11 protein-coding genes are annotated in these 17353 nt (G+C 65.5%); 7 read left to right on the forward strand and 4 right to left on the reverse strand.

The annotated features are described in order from the left end of the window. Positions 1 to 306: 306 nt before the first annotated feature. Entirely contained in the window at positions 307 to 1443 is a 1137-nt protein-coding gene (locus ASE95_RS10385; protein ID WP_056635298.1) for an endo-1,4-beta-xylanase, read from the forward strand. A 43-nt stretch (positions 1444 to 1486) separates the two neighbouring features. Here ASE95_RS10385 and ASE95_RS10390 read toward each other — a convergent pair whose 3' ends face one another. Beyond that, on the reverse strand, positions 1487 to 5026 hold the full coding sequence (locus ASE95_RS10390) for a TonB-dependent receptor (RefSeq protein ID WP_056635300.1): 3540 nt from the start codon (positions 5024 to 5026) through the stop codon (positions 1487 to 1489). A gap of 225 nt (positions 5027 to 5251) precedes the next feature. On the opposite strand from ASE95_RS10390, the gene ASE95_RS10395 reads away from it, so the two are divergent. Genes ASE95_RS10395 through ASE95_RS10415 form a run of 5 tightly spaced genes read left to right on the forward strand, consistent with a single transcriptional unit; the run spans position 5252 to position 12369 of the window. After that, positions 5252 to 6766: a tryptophan halogenase family protein gene (locus ASE95_RS10395; RefSeq protein WP_056635303.1), complete on the forward strand. Its 1515-nt coding sequence runs from the start codon at positions 5252 to 5254 to the stop codon at positions 6764 to 6766. Next, positions 6763 to 8247, forward strand: coding sequence for a tryptophan 7-halogenase (locus ASE95_RS10400; protein WP_056636221.1), 1485 nt, complete (start codon positions 6763 to 6765; stop codon positions 8245 to 8247). Before ASE95_RS10395 ends, ASE95_RS10400 begins: the two co-directional genes overlap by 4 nt. After that, positions 8244 to 9839: a tryptophan halogenase family protein gene (locus ASE95_RS10405; RefSeq protein WP_056635307.1), complete on the forward strand. Its 1596-nt coding sequence runs from the start codon at positions 8244 to 8246 to the stop codon at positions 9837 to 9839. The genes ASE95_RS10400 and ASE95_RS10405 overlap by 4 nt, the downstream gene beginning before the upstream one ends. Positions 9840 to 9892: 53 nt before the next feature. Continuing rightward, complete coding sequence (locus ASE95_RS10410) at positions 9893 to 11362, forward strand: tryptophan halogenase family protein (protein ID WP_056636223.1); 1470 nt, start codon at positions 9893 to 9895, stop codon at positions 11360 to 11362. Beyond that, positions 11359 to 12369: a cupin-like domain-containing protein gene (locus ASE95_RS10415; protein ID WP_082450047.1), complete on the forward strand. Its 1011-nt coding sequence runs from the start codon at positions 11359 to 11361 to the stop codon at positions 12367 to 12369. The genes ASE95_RS10410 and ASE95_RS10415 overlap by 4 nt, the downstream gene beginning before the upstream one ends. Here the strand turns inward: ASE95_RS10415 and ASE95_RS10420 are convergent. The 3 genes from ASE95_RS10420 to ASE95_RS10435 all read right to left on the reverse strand — a co-directional run bounded on the left by ASE95_RS10420 (position 12366) and on the right by ASE95_RS10435 (position 16791). Beyond that, the gene (locus ASE95_RS10420) at positions 12366 to 13394 is read right to left on the reverse strand and encodes a cupin-like domain-containing protein (RefSeq protein WP_056635313.1); all 1029 of its coding nucleotides are present in this window, start codon (positions 13392 to 13394) and stop codon (positions 12366 to 12368) included. The two genes, ASE95_RS10415 and ASE95_RS10420, sit on opposite strands and share 4 nt — an antisense overlap. Beyond that, the gene (locus ASE95_RS10425; RefSeq protein ID WP_082450048.1) at positions 13391 to 14410 is read right to left on the reverse strand and encodes a glycoside hydrolase family 5 protein; all 1020 of its coding nucleotides are present in this window, start codon (positions 14408 to 14410) and stop codon (positions 13391 to 13393) included. Before ASE95_RS10425 ends, ASE95_RS10420 begins: the two co-directional genes overlap by 4 nt. Positions 14411 to 14928: 518 nt before the next feature. Further along, positions 14929 to 16791: a DUF6055 domain-containing protein gene (locus tag ASE95_RS10435; RefSeq protein ID WP_156347965.1), complete on the reverse strand. Its 1863-nt coding sequence runs from the start codon at positions 16789 to 16791 to the stop codon at positions 14929 to 14931. Between the two features lie 207 nt (positions 16792 to 16998). Between ASE95_RS10435 and ASE95_RS10440 the strand changes: the two genes are divergently transcribed. Continuing rightward, complete coding sequence (locus ASE95_RS10440) at positions 16999 to 17187, forward strand: hypothetical protein (RefSeq protein ID WP_056635321.1); 189 nt, start codon at positions 16999 to 17001, stop codon at positions 17185 to 17187. Positions 17188 to 17353: the final 166 nt, after the last annotated feature.

Genomic DNA, 17353 nt, shown 5'->3' on the forward strand with positions numbered 1-17353 from the left:
TCGGTGCTCTCCAGCATCGCCTTGGCATGGTCGGCATCGACGCGGAACGGGTCGCGGACGGGCTCAACCGGCTCGCGGGCGTGTTCGTGCCGGGTGGTCACACGCCGGTCGTGGACCTGATGCACGACACCAAGCCGATGTTGGTGCACAAACGAGAAGCCAGGCCTCGGCGTGGCAAATTTCTTCGCACTCCGCGCCGCTTGCCCGGCGGAGCGTCTTCATGCCGCTAATGAGGTAATCGTGCTGGAAATGGTTCTGGCGTTGCGACACCGTGTACTCTGCGGTGTCATGGCCTAGGATTCTGAAATGATCCACGAAATTACGAGACGGGAAAGCCTGGCGGGCGCACTTGCCATCCCGTTGGCGCCGTATGCGGCCGTCTCGGCGGGTGAGGCGGGGCTTGATGCTGCGGCTCGGCGTAGCGGTTTGCGTTTCGGCTCGGCCTTGTCGGCGCTCTCGCACGGTGCTTCGATGGACAATCCTGCTTACGCCACGCTGCTGCGGGAGGATTGCGGGCTGCTCGTCGCCGAAAACGAGATGAAGTGGCAGCATCTCAGACCCGCACCTGGGCAGTTCGACTTCGCCGCGTTCGACCGCATCATGGCATGGGGGACGCAGCATCGCATGGCGGTACGTGGTCACAATCTGCTTTGGCAGCGCCGCAAGTGGATGCCGACATGGCTCGAAAAATACGACTTCGGTGCGCGTCCGGCACAGTCTGCGAGCGACATCCTCGTCGATCATATCACCAGGGTGACGCGGCGTTACGGAAAGCGGATCGCCAGTTACGATGTGGTGAACGAAGCGGTGACGCCGGAAACCGGAGCGCTTGAGGAAACCGCGCTGAGCCATGCGCTCGGAGGCACGGAAGCGACGCTCGACCTCGCCTTCCGAACCGCGCACGAACAGGCGCCCCATGCCGAACTGGTCTATAACGATTACATGAGCTGGGAGCCGGGCAACGCGGCGCATCGTGCCGGGGTGCTGCGGCTGCTGGAAGGATTTCGGCGGCGCGGGGTGCCGGTCCATGCGCTCGGCGTTCAATCGCACCTCGTGACCGCCGGAATGGATACGAACGGCAGCGCCCGCTCCTATGAGCGCGACTGGCGGCACTTCCTCGATGTTGTGACCGGCATGGGATATCGGTTGCTCATTACCGAGCTGGACGTGCGCGACAACGGCCTGCCGGCGGACGTCGTGGTGCGTGATCGCGGTGTCGCGGATTATGCACGGCGCTATCTTGACGTCATGTTTTCCTATCCTCAGCTTCGTGACGTGGTCGCCTGGGGATTGTGCGATCGTTTCAGCTGGATCGGCCCGTTCGAGCCGCGTGCCGACAAAGCGGCACGGCGACCCTGTCCCTATGATGCCGACTACAGACCCAAGCCGCTGCGCGCGGCGATCGCGCAAGCGCTGGCGGCAGCGCCGCCGCGTCCGGCTTGAGAAATGGGAGGTAGCGCTGCGACGCTACCTCCCCGGTGCGGGATCAGTAATTGGCGCGCAGGATGATCGAGAAGCGGCGGTCGTTGGTGAAATACGACCGTGGCGCCAGATCGTCGGAGCCGCCCTTGTACGCTTGCAGCAGCTTCGTGGTCGTATTGGTGAGGTTCACGCCCTGCACACCCAGTTTCACGTAGCGGTTTATGTTGATGAAGGCCGACGCGTCGAGTTGCCCGGTCTGGTCGTTGAAGATCGACGTGTACGGGAAGATCACGTCGGCGGCGGTCAGCAGGAAACGCGAGCGCCAGTTGTACGCCGCGCGTAACGAAATCGGTCCCTTTTCATAAAAGGCCGTCGCGTTGAAGTTATGCTTCGACAATCCCTCCAAGGGCAGGTTCCCCTTCGCGATCGTCGAGCCCGACGACGGGGTGCCGCCGTTCAGGAACGAGTTGGGCAGGCCCGAACTGTCGATAAACGTATAGTTGCCGTTGAATCCGAGTCCGTTGAGGAAGCCCGGCAGGAAGTCGAAGGTTTGCTGGTATGCAACCTCGAAGCCCCTGATCTTGCCCTTGCCGCTGAAGTTGGCGGGACCGCGCGCCTGGATGTTCTGCGTGATACCGTTGTTGGTGATCGAGCGGTTGACCAGCGACTGGTAGAAGAAGCCGTCCACAGTCTTGTAGAAGGCGTCGATCGACAGCTGCCCGACGCGCGCGAAGTACCATTCCACCGTTGCGTCGAACTGCCACGCTGTGGCGGGCCTCAGGTACGGGTTGCCGGCGTTGATCGTGACCGTGCCCGACCCCGGCTCCAGCGCGTAGGTCACATAAGGACGAATGTTCGCAAAGTCGGGGCGTGTCAGTACCTTCGACCCGGCAAGGCGTACAATGACGTCGCGGGTCACCCCCAGCTTCAGGTTAGCGCTGGGCAAGAAATAACCATAGCTGTTGGTGAAGAACGCCGGCTGGGACGCATAACCGTCGGTCGCGAACGTACGGAGCCGCTCATATTCGGTCGCACCCAGATTGCAGACGCCGCCGGGCTGGGTGACCTGCGTCGTTCCGTCAGGCAGCTGCCGCGACGTGGCGACGCACCGGGTGGCGAAGGGATCGACGACGCCCAGTTCGGTGCGATTGGGTACGGCGGTTTCGGTCCGCGAGTTGACGGTGGTGCGGACATAACGCAGCCCGACGTTGCCGGAGACGCGGATGTCGCCGAACAGCGGCTCGCTGCTGCCGAATTGCAGCATCGCATACGCCGCCGTGTCCATCTGGCGCACGTTGGACACTTCGGAGGGCAGGAACGCCGAACCCGGTATTGCGCCGGCGCGCTGCCCGGCCGCCAGGAAGCGGTTGGTTGCGGTGGCACCATTGGTGTTGCGCCAGATATCGTTCTGGGTCTGGAAGAAGCTCGTGGCGGAATTGTAGCCGTTGATGAGGTCGCCGTTGTAATAATAGGCGCTGGGCGGTGCGTTGGTTTGTCCGCGATAGAAGTTGTCAAAGGAATATAACGAAGATCTACTGGTGTCGCCCTGGTTGAAGGTCACCGGGGCGCCGGACCAGATCTCGCTGATCGCGCCCCAGTTGTACGCGGTGTAGCGCACGTCCTGCGAGCGCTCGGCATAACGGGCGCCGAACTTCACTCGCTGCAGAAAGTCGCCGTCGTCGAACTTGTAGGCGAAGTCGCCCTTGACCTGATATTCCTCGCCGACGCTCTGTTCGATATGGTCCATCGCGGCGCGCCAGAACTGGAAGTCGCGGCCGCCGAAATACTGGCTGTCGGTGGCTGCCGCCATCGCCGGGTTCGGCGTCGCCCAATTTGCGGCCAGCGTCAGCGGCTTGTGCGGGATGACGACCGGCAGGTTGCCGGTCAGGTCGAGCTCGGTGTCCGCGAAGGTCGACCCGAACACGCTGAGATCGGTGACGTCGTGCTTGGCAGAGGTGTAATCGACGTCGAGGCCGATCGACCAATGGTCGTCCGGATTGATCTTCAGGTTGAAGCCGGCGTCCTTCACCAGATTCTCGTCATAGACCTGCCGCCGCGACAGCGACTGCTGCGTGCCGCCCGACGGGACCGTCGTTGTGGCCGAGCCGCTCGACGCGGTGCGCCAGCCCGCACCAGGCAGCGTGATGAAACCGCTCTGGAACAGCCCGTTGCTGTCGTAGACGTAATTGGGATAGGCCCCGCCGGTTGGATTGTAGCCGTTGCCGCGCTGGTTGTTGCCGAAGGCGAACTGGCCCGACCCGTTCAGCTGGCACTCCGCGCGCGTGGTGGTGTTGCCAGCGCCGTTGAGCGGGCCGTTGCTGTTCTGCTGGCAGCCGGCCGGGTAGGTGCTGTATTCCGACAGGTCAGGCGCGGTTTCGAACGTGTGTTCGCCCCATGCGTTGCTGGAATGCGTGCGCAGGAACTGCGCCGTAAAGGTCGTGCGCTCGTCCGTGCTCTGCCATTGCACCGCCAGCGCCTGGCCATCACGCTTGCGGTTGTAGTCCTGGCTGCGGAACTGGCCGCCGATCGGGGCATAAGCGATGCCGGTCGGATCCGCGAACCCGTCCGCGCCAGGCACGCCGGCGCTGCCGCAGACGTTCGCGGGATTGGGGAAGGATGCGTCGCCGACGCCGGTGATGGTGCCGGGCAGCAGGGAATTCGCATCGGTGCTGCCGGGCAATTGGTTACGGCAGGTGACGGTCGTGTTGGTGCCGGTGCCGGTCGCCGCCTGAACGCCGTCGCGGGTCTGAAAATTCGTGACCTGGATGCCGTCGGCGCGGCTCTTGAGCTGCGAATAGGAGGCGTTGGCGAGGATGCCGAAGCGCCCGATCGGCGTTTCCCATGTGTTGGACACGAGCAGCGACCCGGTCGGCGCCCACTTCTTGGCGAAATCGCCGTAATTCGCCTCGACGCCGCCGCCGATATGGAAGCCCTTGTTGTCGAACGGCTTGCGCGTGTTGAGATTGACGGTGCCGGCGAGGCCGCCCTCGACCAGGTCGGCGGTGGCGTTCTTGTACACCTCCACCGATCCGAGCAGTTCGGACGGCACGTCGGCAAAGTTGATCGCCTGCCCGCCGATACCGGCCGAGAAGGTGTCGCGGCCGTTGAATTCAGAGCGAACGAAGTTCAGCCCGCGGACGTTGACGCCCGACCCCTCGACCGAGAAGTGATCCGGGTCGTTGTTGCCGGCGAAGCGGTTGATCGACACGCCGGGCACGCGTTGCAGCGCCTCGGTGACCGAACGGTCGGGCAGCGCGCCGATATCCTGCGCGGTGATCGCGTCGACCACGGTGTCCGAATTGCGCTTGATCGTCTGAGCGTTGGCGAGGCTCTGCCGGATGCCGGTGACCACGACGTCGTCGGCGCCGGCGGCGTCGCTGGCGGGTGTGTCAGTGCCCTGCTGCGCGGCTGGATCGGCGCCGGGCGTGTTGACCGAGGGGGCGGTGCCGGCGGTGTTCTGCCCGCTGGCGGCACCGGTCTGCGCATAGGCAGGCGAGCTTAGCGCAAATACGCACATCGCGGTGGCGGAAACACCGGCGAGAACGGCCTTGTTGCGAATCCGGGTATGCGCACCACGCGCACGCACCACGTCGTCGAATGTCATGACATCCCCCCCCTTAATTCAAACCTGTAACGATGTCTCATCGCGAAAATCGCGCGGCATCTTCCTGTTCTGGGTACGACCGTCATAGACCTGACGCAAGATGGTTTGTTTGCGCTACCAGAAACTTTTAGCCGCTGCGGGAATGCCGCTTCCCGGCGGCCGGAACTGCGGTATGACGAGCGTCGTCGGGGCACGTACGAGCGTGTCGGCGCGGGGGTGGAGCGGATGGAGAAAACAGCGCGACAGCGCGTGGTGGTCGTCGGTGGGGGCACGTCCGGCTGGATGACCGCAGCCGCGCTCGCCAAGCTACTGCCGACGCGCTGCTCCGTCGAGCTGGTCGAGTCGGAGGCGATCGGCATCATCGGCGTCGGCGAGGCGACGCTGCCGCACATCCGCGCGTTCAACGAACGGCTGGGCATCGTCGAGGCCGAGTTCATGGCGGCCACGCGCGCCACCTTCAAGCTGGGGATCGAGTTTCGCGACTGGGGGCGGATCGGTGACAGCTACATCCACCCGTTCGGCACCTTCGGTCGCGGCGGCGGCGACGTGCAGTTCCACCATTACTACACGCGGCTCGCGTGCGCCGGCGTGGCGTTGCCACCGATCGAGGCGTTCTCGATGGCGTGCGCGCTGGCGAGGGCGAACCGCTTCGGCCCGCCGTCGCGTGACGCGCAGCAGATCGCCTCCACCTTCGGCTACGCCTATCAGTTCGACGCGGTTGCCTTCGCGCCTTATCTGCGCCGGTTCGCCGAGCGACTGGGCGCGCGCCGCACCGAAGGGCGGATCGTCGCAGCGGAACGCGATCCGGAGAGCGGCGACGTGACCGCGATCCTCCTTGACGACGGGCGGCGCATAGAGGGCGACCTGTTCGTCGATTGCTCGGGGTTCGCGGCGTTGCTGATCGGCAAGGAACTGGACGAACCGTTCGAGGACTGGTCGCGCTGGTTGCCGGCCGATCGCGCGGTGGCGATGCCGTGCCGAACCGCGACGTCGGTCACGCCGTTCACCAGCGCGGTGGCGATGCCGTCGGGCTGGCGCTGGCGCATCCCGCTCCAGCATCGCACCGGAAACGGCTACGTCTTTGCCAGCCACTTTCTGTCGGAAACCGCCGCAGCCGATGCGCTGACCGCCGCGGTCGAGGGAACGCCGCTGGTGGCCCCGCGCACCGTGCGGTTCACGGCCGGGCGGCGCACCCGCAGCTGGGTGGGCAACGTCGTCGCGATCGGCCTTGCTTCCGGCTTTCTGGAGCCGCTCGAATCGACCAGCCTCTATCTGGTGCAGCAGGCCATCACCGCGCTGGTCGAACTCTTCCCTGAACGCGCGATCTCGTCCATCGACCGGGACGAGTTCAACCGCCTGATCAACATGGAATACGACCGCGTCCGCGACTTTCTGATCCTGCATTATCATGCGACGGAACGCGATGATTCCCCGTTCTGGAACTATGTCCGGACGATGGCGATCCCCGACAGCCTGGCCGAGAAGATGGAGCTGTTCCGCCGGCGCGGGCGCGTGGTGAAGTATCGCGAGGGCGCGTTCCTCGACGCGAGCTGGGTGTCGGTCTACCTCGGACAGCGCGTCCTGCCCGCCGGCGCGGATCCGCGCGCGGAGGGGCCGTCGCACGACAGTCTCGTCGCCGGGCTGGAGCGGATGCGTGGCGAGATCGCCGGTGCGGTCGGCGCGATGCGCGATCACGCCGACTTCCTGGCGGATTATTGTCCGATGCCGGCGGCGGCATGACGATGCTGGATGCCCCGATCCGCCGGATCGTGATCGTCGGCGGCGGGATCGTCGGCTGGTCCGCGGCGGCGGCGCTGCGCCGGCGGGTGCCGGGGCTCGCCGTGGCCATCGTGATGATGCCGCCCACTGCGGATGCCCTGGCGGATCGCATGCCGCACACCTTGCCGTCGACAATCGGCTTCCATGACGACCTCGGCCTGCGTGAGGAGGACGCGGTGCTGCGCGCCGGCGGCGGGTGGCGGCTGGGCACGCTGTTCGAGGGGTGGGCAGGGGACCTGCCGTCCTATGTCCACGCCTACGGGCCATATGGGCAGCCATTCGGGACTGCATCCTTCCACCATCACTGGCTGCGTGCGGCGCGCGTCGGCACCGCCGCGCCGTTCGATGCGCATGCGCCGGCGGCAGTGCTGGCGCGGGCGGGACGCATGCCGGTGCCGTCCGTGGCGACTTTCGCCGGTACGCAACTCGCGCTGGTGCTGGACGTCGCGCGGTATCGCGCGATGTTGGAGGCATTCGCGCGGCATCTGGGTGTCGAGGTGATCGACGGCGCGGTCGCGGCGGTGCGGCTGCGCGCGGCGGACGGGTTCGTCGAGCGACTGTCGCTGGCCGATGGCCGCGCGGTGGAGGCCGACCTGTTCGTCGATGCCAGCGGCCCGCGCGCGGTGGTGCGTGGTGCGATCGACGCCGACTGGGACGAGTGGAGCGGGTGGCTGCGTTGCGATCGCCTGATGACGGCGGAGGGTGCCGCCGAACCGGCATCGCCGCTGGACCGCGTCACGGCCTTGCCGGCAGGATGGCGGTGGCGCAGCGCGGCGGCGGGGCGGACGCTCCACGGAGTGTGCTATGCCGGCGATCTGTCGTCGGATGACGAGGCGCGCCGCGAACTGGCCGCGGCCGGCGGCACGGCGGCGAGCGCCGCGATCTCGTTCCGGCAAGGAACGCGCCGGGCGGCATGGGCGCGCAACTGCGTCGCGGTCGGCGACGCCGCAACGGTCATCGAGCCGCTGGATTTCACCAATTTGCATCTGGCGCAGAGTGCGATCGACCGGATCGTGGCGATGTTGCCGGGCCGGTCCTGCGACCCCCTCGAGGTGGCAGACTACAACCGGCAGGCGCAGGCCGAAGTTACACGCGTCCGCGACTTCGTGCTCTGCCATTATGCCACCGCGCGCCGGGCCGGGCCGTTCTGGCAGCGGCAAGATGCCTTGCCCGATAGCCTGGCGCGGACGCTGACGCTGTTCACAGAGCGTGGACGCCTGCCGTTTTTCGAGGAAGAGACATTCGCGCGCGACGACTGGCTGGCGGTGTTGCTGGGGCAGGGCGTGCTGCCGCGCCGCATCGATCCGCTGATCGACACGACCGCGGCCGAAGACAGCGACCGTGCGATGGCGGCGTACCGGGCGGCGATCGCGCAGGCGGTTCTCCGCTGCCCCGCGGTCGACGGATATCACAACATGCAGCGGGAACGGCTGGTCCAATGAACGAACATACGATCCGGAGCGTCGTTATCCTCGGCGGCGGGACCGCGGGCTGGATGGCGGCGGCGGCGCTGTCGCGGTTCCTGAACAACGGGGTCACCCGGATCACGCTGATCGAATCCGAAGAGATCGGCACGGTCGGGGTGGGGGAGGCGACGATCCCGCCGTTGCGCACCTTCAACCAGATGCTGGGCATCGACGAGCACGATTTCATCCGCGAGACCGGCGGAACGTACAAGCTTGGCATCGAATTCGTCGACTGGGGCGATGTCGGCGAGCGGTACTTCCACCCGTTCGGCGCGCACGGGCACGATATCGGCGGCGTGCATTTCCACCAGCTGTACCTGCGCGAGCGGCAGCGGCGCGTGCTGCCGGACATTTCCGCCTGGTCAATGAGCGCGGTGGCAGCGCAGGCGGGCAGGTTCGCACCGCCTGCCCCGCAGGCGCAGTCGGCGGTAAAAGACCTGTTCTACGCCTATCATTTCGATGCTGCGCGCTATGCCGGATTTCTGCGCCGCTTCGCCGAACGCAACGGCATCCAGCGCGTCGAGGGCAAGGTCGTCGCCGTTGCGCAGCGTCCCGAGGATGGTCACGTCACCGCGTTGAAGCTGGACGACGGCCAGATCGTCGGCGGCGACCTCTTCATCGATTGCTCGGGCTTTCGCGGCGTGTTGATCGAGGAAACGCTGGAAACCGGCTATGAGGACTGGCGGCACTGGTTGCCGTGCGACCGCGCCGTCGCCGTGCCCAGTGCCAATCCCGGCGATCCAGAACCCTTCACGCGGGCCACCGCGCGCGGGGCGGGGTGGCAATGGCGGATCCCGTTGCAGCAGCGGATGGGCAACGGCCTCGTGTATTGCAGCGAGTTTCAGCAGCAGGGCGCGGCCGAGCGCGAGTTGCTCGCGAACCTGGAGGGCGTGCCGCTCACCGATCCACGCCACCTGGCCTTCACCACCGGGCGCCGGAAGCTGGCATGGAACCGCAACGTGGTCGCGCTCGGGCTGGCGTCGGGGTTCATCGAGCCGCTGGAATCGACCTCGATCCATCTCGTCCAGTCGGGGATCGCGCGCCTGATCGCGCTATTCCCGGATCGCCGCTTCGATCCCGTGGAGCGCGATGAGTATAACGCGCAGATGCACGAGCTTTATGCCGACGTGCGCGACTTCGTGATCCTGCATTACAAGGCCACGCGCCGCGCCGACACCCCGTTCTGGGATCGTTGTCGCACGATGGCGATCCCCGACAGCCTGGCGCGCAAGATCGCGTTGTTTCGCGGCAAGGGGCGCGTGTTCCGCGAGGGACGCGAACTGTTCGCGACGACCAGCTGGGTCAGCGTCTGCATGGGGCAGCATGTCTTGCCCGAGGGCCATGAGCCCGCCGTCGATGCGCTGGACGAGCAGAAGGTGGCGGGTGCGCTCGAACAGATGCGACGCGATTATCTCGACGTTGCCGCGCAACTGCCCACACACGGCGACTTCCTGCGCCACATCGCTGGCGCGCCGGGCGCTGCCACGCCCGTGCCGTCGGCGGAATTAGCGCCGACCTTCTCGTTCGCGTCCGAGACGCCGTTCGACTTCTCGGCCGACCCGCTGTGAGGGCGGACGCGCTTCGCCGGGTCGTGATCGTCGGCGGCGGCACCGCCGGGTGGATGGCGGCGGCGGCGATCTCGCGCGTATTGGGCGAGATGCCGGGGCTGGCCATCGAGCTGGTCGAATCCGAAGCGATCGGCACGGTCGGCGTGGGCGAGGCGACGATCCCGCAGATCGTGTTGTTCAACAAGATGCTCGGCATCGACGAGGCCGAGTTCATGCGCGAGACCCGCGCGACCTACAAGCTGGGGATCGAGTTCGTCGACTGGCTCCACCCCGGGCACCGCTACGTCCATCCGTTCGGTTCCTATGGGCTGGACATGAAGGGGATCGAGTTCCACCACTTCTGGCTAAAAGGGCGGGCGCTTGGCGACGCCACGCCGCTCGATGCCTATTCGCTGGCGATCGTCGCCGGCGTGCAGGGGCGCTTCGCGCATCCCCGCCCGGATCAGCCCGGCTCGCCGCTGTCGAAGCTGGGCTACGCCTTCCAGTTCGATGCGGGGCTTTACGCGCGTTTCCTGCGACGGCTGGCGGAGGCGAACGGGGTCCGGCGTACCGAGGGGCGGATCGTCACGGCCGAGCGCGACGCCGAGAACGGCCATGTCGCCGCCGTGGTGCTCGACAGCGGCACGCGGATCGCGGGCGACCTGTTCATCGACTGCTCGGGCTTTCGCGGGTTGCTGATCGAGGGCGAGATGCAGGCCGGGTTCGAGGACTGGAGCCAGTGGCTGCCGTGCGACCGCGCGGTGGCGGTGCCCTGTGCGAACGGCGGCGACCGGCAACCGCTGACGCGCTCGACCGCTCGTGCGGCCGGCTGGCAGTGGCGCATCCCGCTCCAGCATCGCATCGGCAACGGCTATGTCTACGCTTCGGCGCACCTGTCCGACGACGAGGCCGCCGCCACGCTGCTTGCCCATCTGGACGGCGCGCCGCTCGGCGATCCGCGCTTCCTGCGCTTCGCCGCCGGGCATCGTCGCCGCGCGTGGGTGGGTAATGTCGTGGCGCTCGGATTGGCGGGCGGCTTTCTGGAGCCACTGGAATCGACCAGCATCCACCTCGTCCAGTCGGCCATCGCGCGATTGCTCACCTATTGGCCGACGCAGCGGTTCGACCAGCGCGAAATCGATCGGTTCAACGCCGCGCATGTCGCCGACTATCTCGACATCCGCGATTTCCTGGTCCTCCACTACAAGGCGACGCAACGCCGCGACAGCGCGTTCTGGGATTATTGCCGTACCCTCGCACCGCCGCCGGGGCTGGCCGAGAAGCTGGCGATCTTCGGTGCGAACGGCCGGGTGTTCCGCGAGGGAGAGGAATTGTTCACCGAGACGAGCTGGTTGTCGGTGATGGTCGGACAGGGGGCGGTCGCGAGCGGCTATCACCCGGCCGCCGACCTGCTGTCGGATGCCGAGACGCTGGCGCGGCTCGCGCACATCCGTCACGTGGTCGCGGAGACTGCGGCGCTGCTGCCGGCGCAGGACGATGTGCTGCGCCGGATCGGATGCGACCTGCTGGAAGCTGCCGCATGACCCCCGCGCCGTTGCCCGAGATCGAGTACATCGACCGCCGCACCTTCGAGGAGGAGATCCGCCCCGCTGCACGCCCGGTGGTGCTCCGCGGCATCGCGCGCGAGTGGCCGGCAGTGGCGGCGGCGCGCGCGTCGGCGGAGGAGGGCGTCGGCTATCTGAAACGGTTCAGCCGCCCGGACCCGGTGTCGGCGATCCTCGGCGAACCGTCGATCGGCGGCCGGTTCTTCTATACCCCCGATTTAAGCGCGATGAACTTCGTGCGCGGGCAGACGCCGCTCGACCCGTTCCTCGACCGCCTGCTGCGCGATCGCGATCATGCGCAGCCCTATGCGATGGCGATCCAGTCGGTGCCGCTGCCCGAGCTGTTGCCGGGGTTTGCCGCCGAGAATGCCATCACTCTGGTCTCGGGCGAGGTCGTGCCGCGCATGTGGCTGGGCAATGCGATCCGGGTCGCGACGCATTACGACCTGATGGAGAATATCGGCGTCGTGGTGATGGGGCGGCGGCGCTTCACCTTGTTTCCGCCCGAGCAGGTGGCGAATCTTTACATGGGACCGCTGGAGCTGACCCCCGCCGGGACGCCAGTCAGCCTGGTCGATCCCGACAATCCAGATCTCGCGCGGTACCCGCGCTTCGCCGAGGCCGCGCGCTTCGCGCAGGCGGCGACGCTGGAGCCGGGCGACGGCATCTATATTCCGTTTCACTGGTGGCACGCCGTCAACTCGCTCGACCCGGTCAATGCCTTCGTCAATTACTGGTGGAACCCTGCACCCGTTGGGTTAGGCAATCCGTACGATGCCTTGCTGCACGCGCTGGTGTCGATCGCGCCGCTGCCCGTCGACCAGCGCAACGCCTATCGAGCCGTCTTCGAGCAATTGGTGTTCCGCGGCGACGGCGATCCGTCGGCGCATCTGCCGGACGCCGCGAAGGGGGTGTTGGGACCGATCGACGCGACGGCCGCGGCGCGCATCCGCGCGACGCTGCGGGATAGTCTCTCGCGGTCCTAAGGGCGTCCGCCGAGCAACCGGATCAGGAAGCCGCGCAGGCGCTCGGTCCGCGCAGGGCTGGCCGGGGCGAGGATGCCGCGTGCCGCTTCCGGCAGATGCGCGCCGGCCTGTGCGGCATCGGCATCGAAGACATAATGGTCGAACCATGCGCGCCACGCCGCGCGCGGCGCGGGTGGCAGGTCGCGGATCGCCATCAGCGCATGGACCAGCGCGCCAAACGGTGACGCCGTTTCCTCGTGCGTCCACCAGTAGTTCACCAGCACGTTCAGCCGATCGAGCGCGGCGACATGGTGCCACCAGATCGCCGGGATGAAGATCGCGTCTCCTGCCTCCAGTTCCGCAACCTGCGCATCGGCAAGCGCAGCGGCGAAGCGCGGGTATCGCGCGAGATCGGGCGCATCGGGATCGACCATGCTCGACGGCGGCCCGGCCAGCGTGTTGTCGAGCGGGCCGATGTAGAGATTGGCGATCTGATCGGGCGGGAAGAGCGTGAAGCGTCGGCGCCCGTGCACGACGCACGCGATGTTGTTCGACTGGTCGTAATGAGTTGCGACGCGGGTCGCATTGCCGATCCACAGCCGCGCCGATGCATTGCCGGTCGGCAGCCCGAGCGCGTTGCTGGCCTCCCAGCCGGGCAGATGATCGGGGGCGGTTACCGCGTTGGCATAGAGTGCGTGCGGCGCGATCGTCGCGTCTTCGGCATAACGAAGTAACTGCCCGAGCAACTGACCCAGCACGACCTTCTGCCGGTGGAAGTTGAAGCCGGTGAGATCGTCGTTGTAGAAGAAGCCACCGCCGATCTCCGGCGCGCCGATCATCACGTCAAGTGGCTGTCCGCCACCGAAGCCGGACAGGTATCCGGCGATCGCGCGGTCGCCGTCGCGGCCGGCGCGCACCGCCGCCCAGTCGCGCACCTGCCCGCGAAGAACGACCGGCGCATAGCCGCTCGCGACTTCTTCGGCGAAGGTCACAGGATCGACCGCCATGCGTTCCGCGACCTGACCCGGGCGGGGCAGCGCTGTCATCGCTTGCTTGCCTCGGGGATCAGCGCGGCGCGGATCGGTTCGGCCCACCGGTCGCGGTCGATGTCGTAGACGATGAAGTCGCTGTCAAATTGCCAGTAAGCCCAGGGGAAACCGTGCGCCTCCGCCTCGCGGCGCACGGTCGCGGTGTAGCGCGCCCGGGCGGCGACCGGCGTGCCGCTTTTCTCATAGGCGCCGAACTCGCCCATCAGCACCGGGCGGTCGTTCGCCTTCGACCAGGCGGCGACCTTGTCATAATCGCTGCGGATACGTGCTTCGTCGGCGACGGTGAAGGGAATGTTCTTCAAATCGGCCGCCTCGCCGGCCCATGATGCGCCCTGATGCGTGAAGCGGAACGGTTCGTAGGAGTGGAAGGTGACGAGAATGTTTCGGTCGCTTTTCGGCAGTTGTAGCGTCGGCAGCTCTTCCAGATTGTTCCAGCGCGTCGGGCCGATCACCAGAGTCCGCCGCGGGTTGGTGGCGCGGACCATCGGGATCAGTCGGGCGAGCATCGCGTTCCAGCGGGCAGCGTCGAGTGGCGCATGCGGTTCGTTCAGCAGCTCGAACAGCACGGTGTCGGGCGCGTCGCGGTAGCGGTCGCCGATCTGGCGCCAGAAGGCGAGCAGCTTCGGCTCGCAGGCATCGGGTGCCTTGGAACAGACGTCGAAATCATGTTCGTCGAGGATCACGCTAAGCCCGGCCGCCGACGCTTCGCTGACGACCCAGTCGAGCGTTTCTAGCCATCTGGGATCGAGCCGGTTCTGCGCATTCATGTGCCGGAACGATTGCAGGACGACGCGGACGAAATCGAAGCCGCCTTGCCGGATGATCTTGAAGTGGCGCGATTGGAAGCGTGCCCTGGATCGATCCTGCCAGATCGGGTCATAGCCGATGATGTTGACGCCCCGTTTCAGTCGCGTGGCGCTGGCCCAGGCCGGACCGGCCTTCACGGAGGCAGGGTTGTCGGCCGGGACGGCGAGGGACGCGGCGGCGCTCAGCAGGAGAAAACTTGGGGGCATCAAGCCGATCCTTCACGATCAGAGACCATAACGGGCTATTACTGTACCCCGAAGCTCTTGTCCTTTATCGTGATTTCCCGCGGGGTGATGTTTTCAGCTTGGAACGCCATCCCACTGATCGACAGGCTTACCGCGAACGACGCTCCGCCGCATTGGCGGAATGACAGGCGCTCGTCAGCTGAACGTCGCCGGCGACGAACAATTGCACCGTGTGGAGAGCGGTTCCGCCCGCGCTGCGGGACGACGACACGTGGCGGAGAACGCGCTGGTCGCTACCGGACTCGAATCCGCGCGTCTTATCCGCGCCCATGCCAAGCAGGTCGACTCCTGTCAGCCCGGCGACATCGTCACCTTCCGCCAGCCCCGAAAGGGGGCGCCCGCGTCCCGGCAAAGGTATCGCGCCGATGCCGTGACCGCCCAGACCGGCAGCGGACGGCGCTGCCTGCCCGGTCGGCTACCGCTTCCCACACTCGTGAGCCAGATTGGACACGTCTCAAAGTTCTTCAGCTCGCGCCTGGTCACGTGCAGGGAACATTGCTCTCGACCCTGCCATTGGTGTTATAATTGAGGTTCATTCCATCGACGCCCTCGATGACGGACGTGCATTTCGTGGCCGGCGTGGACAGGGCCGTCGCCCCGGTCATCCGCACTGCATAGGGGAATGCAGCACCGGTGACGGCGCCCTTTTCCGGCTGCCAGCCCAGCGATTGGTATGCGCCCGGGGTCGCCGTCACCACGAGATACATCTTCTCATGTTTCGCCACCCCGAGCGTGATGGTTGCCGAACCCGTGCCGGTGATCTTGCCCATCGTCGAGTATCGAGGCGTTCCGTCTGCGCCGACCGAAACCAGCATGGTGCGCCATGCGGCCGAACTGCCGGTAGTAGCGCCCTTTAAGGTCACCGATACCTGCGATCCGTTGACCGTCAGCGGTATGAGGTGCGAGCCCCATTGCCGCAACGGACGCGCTGTTGACGAGGCGTAGTTGCCCACGCCATTTGCTCGCAAGGATGTGTAGACGTTTCCGGCAAGATCGGAATTCCGAATGTCCGTCAGTGCCTGCTGATGCAGAAAGTCCATCGCAACCAAGCGCGCGCCGTACCATCCCATGTCATCGGCGAACGAAGCGTAGCCGGAGGGATAGACACCAGCCGCCTGCGCCTGTCGAATGAACGTCTCTGTCCAGTCCTCCTTCGATGCGCCCGCGCCGTCTCGCAAGTTGCCGGTCCAGCCCGACCACAGGAAAGGTCGTGTCTTGTCCTGCTCGAACAGGAACGACATGAAGGGGAAGCTGCCGTAACGATTGTTGGACCAGAGCGGTCCGTTTTCCAAATTGCTCAGATATCCGACCAGGAAGTATTCTTCCGTTTGTGATTGTGTAAACGCCGTCCATTCGGCGCCGGTTTCCCAGATCGGCCCTGCACTGGCCCGATCGCGAAATCCACCGCTGTAAAACTGTATAGCATGGCCGAACTCGTGAATGGCCGTGAGCGATCCTTCCTGCACGGAGGGCGCATCGACGAAGATGCCGTCTGCACCGGATGCGCCGCAGCCGGTATCGTCGCCATTTTCGATGAACGGCATTCCGGTGCCGCAAATGTAGATATTGATCTTTTTGCGTCCTGAGCTTCCGGAATACGGCATTGGGGCTTCGAGGATGAGGCGATCGATTTGCCACGCACTTTCGAACGATCGCCCCACTTCCGCGATGAAGGTATTCCATGGAACGTTGAGGCTGGCTTCATGGCGATAACTGAAATTTCTGGTCTTCGTGCCGTACATGATGTTGAAGTGTTGCGTCTGATATGTGCGCACCGCGCCCGAGCGTATCTCATCCAGGGAAACCAGATTCTGCTCCGCAACGGAAACGGCATAGGAATTCGGGTCGGATGTGGAAGGGTGATTGTCAATTTCGGCCCGGATGAAACTCACATCGGCGGCGATGAAGGACGAGGACCTGAACTGCCGGCGGCACCCGTCCGGCATCTCCAGCACGACCGATTGCCGCGACTCGCCGACATCCTGACCGTATGCCTGAATAAGTCTTGCAGAAAATGGACTGCCGGTACGGGTGCCAGACGTATCGTAAGAACCGGGAGTTCCTGCACTCTTGCCAACGTTTAACGGCGTCCAGGTCCGAAATGCAGCACTGCCCCACGGGTACCGACTTGATGTGGACTGACATCCAATCGTCGATGCAGCGGCCCGCTCAGTACCAGCGGCAGCCAATAGGGATTCTCCGGCAATTAGAGATGTTTGGTTCGGGTTGCCAGGGACAACTGAAATTTGACGTTGACCGTTCTTAGTCTCGGTCGTCGATACCCAGGCCAAAGCAGCACCTGCTACCGACAATAGCGCAACTGTCCCCATCCGCTTACGCATTGGTTGCCCCTTTTCTGTATCCGTTATACGATGGCTTATCGTAGGGGAATTGCAAGCTCTGCCACGGTGGTAACTTTGATGCCGGCTGTGGGGACACAGGGGGTGCGCAGATCGAAAGCGCGGCTGTAGCGCGACTTGCCGCACCATTGCGTTGACCGTTGATGCCTTCTCGTATTCTGAACCGACTGCTGCACAACGAATGTAGATGTGACAGAGACTATCACCTTCAACATTCAATGGTCGGCGCGCGGCGAGGCGCGCAAGCGGGCGCGAGAATATGCCGCACTCACGGTCGACGAATATTGCGCCGCGGCCACGCAGATGCGGTTCAGTTCGAACCGGCTGGCGATAATCGACGGTCGGCTGATCCTGGTCGACGCCGACCTCGCCGGATAGGACCCGGCATCGTTACACGTGCTCTCGAAAATCTACTGCTACAACCACTGTCTGGCCGGCGATGTGTTCGACATGCACCCCCGTCCGCGTTCGCGGGGACCACCACCTGTGTCGACCGCAAAGCGATGCTGACGCGGGCAGCGTTACCAGTCAGAGTAACGTCGCA

Source organism: Sphingomonas sp. Leaf231, from assembly GCF_001421995.1.
In the GTDB taxonomy this organism is placed as follows: Bacteria; Pseudomonadota; Alphaproteobacteria; order Sphingomonadales; family Sphingomonadaceae; genus Sphingomonas.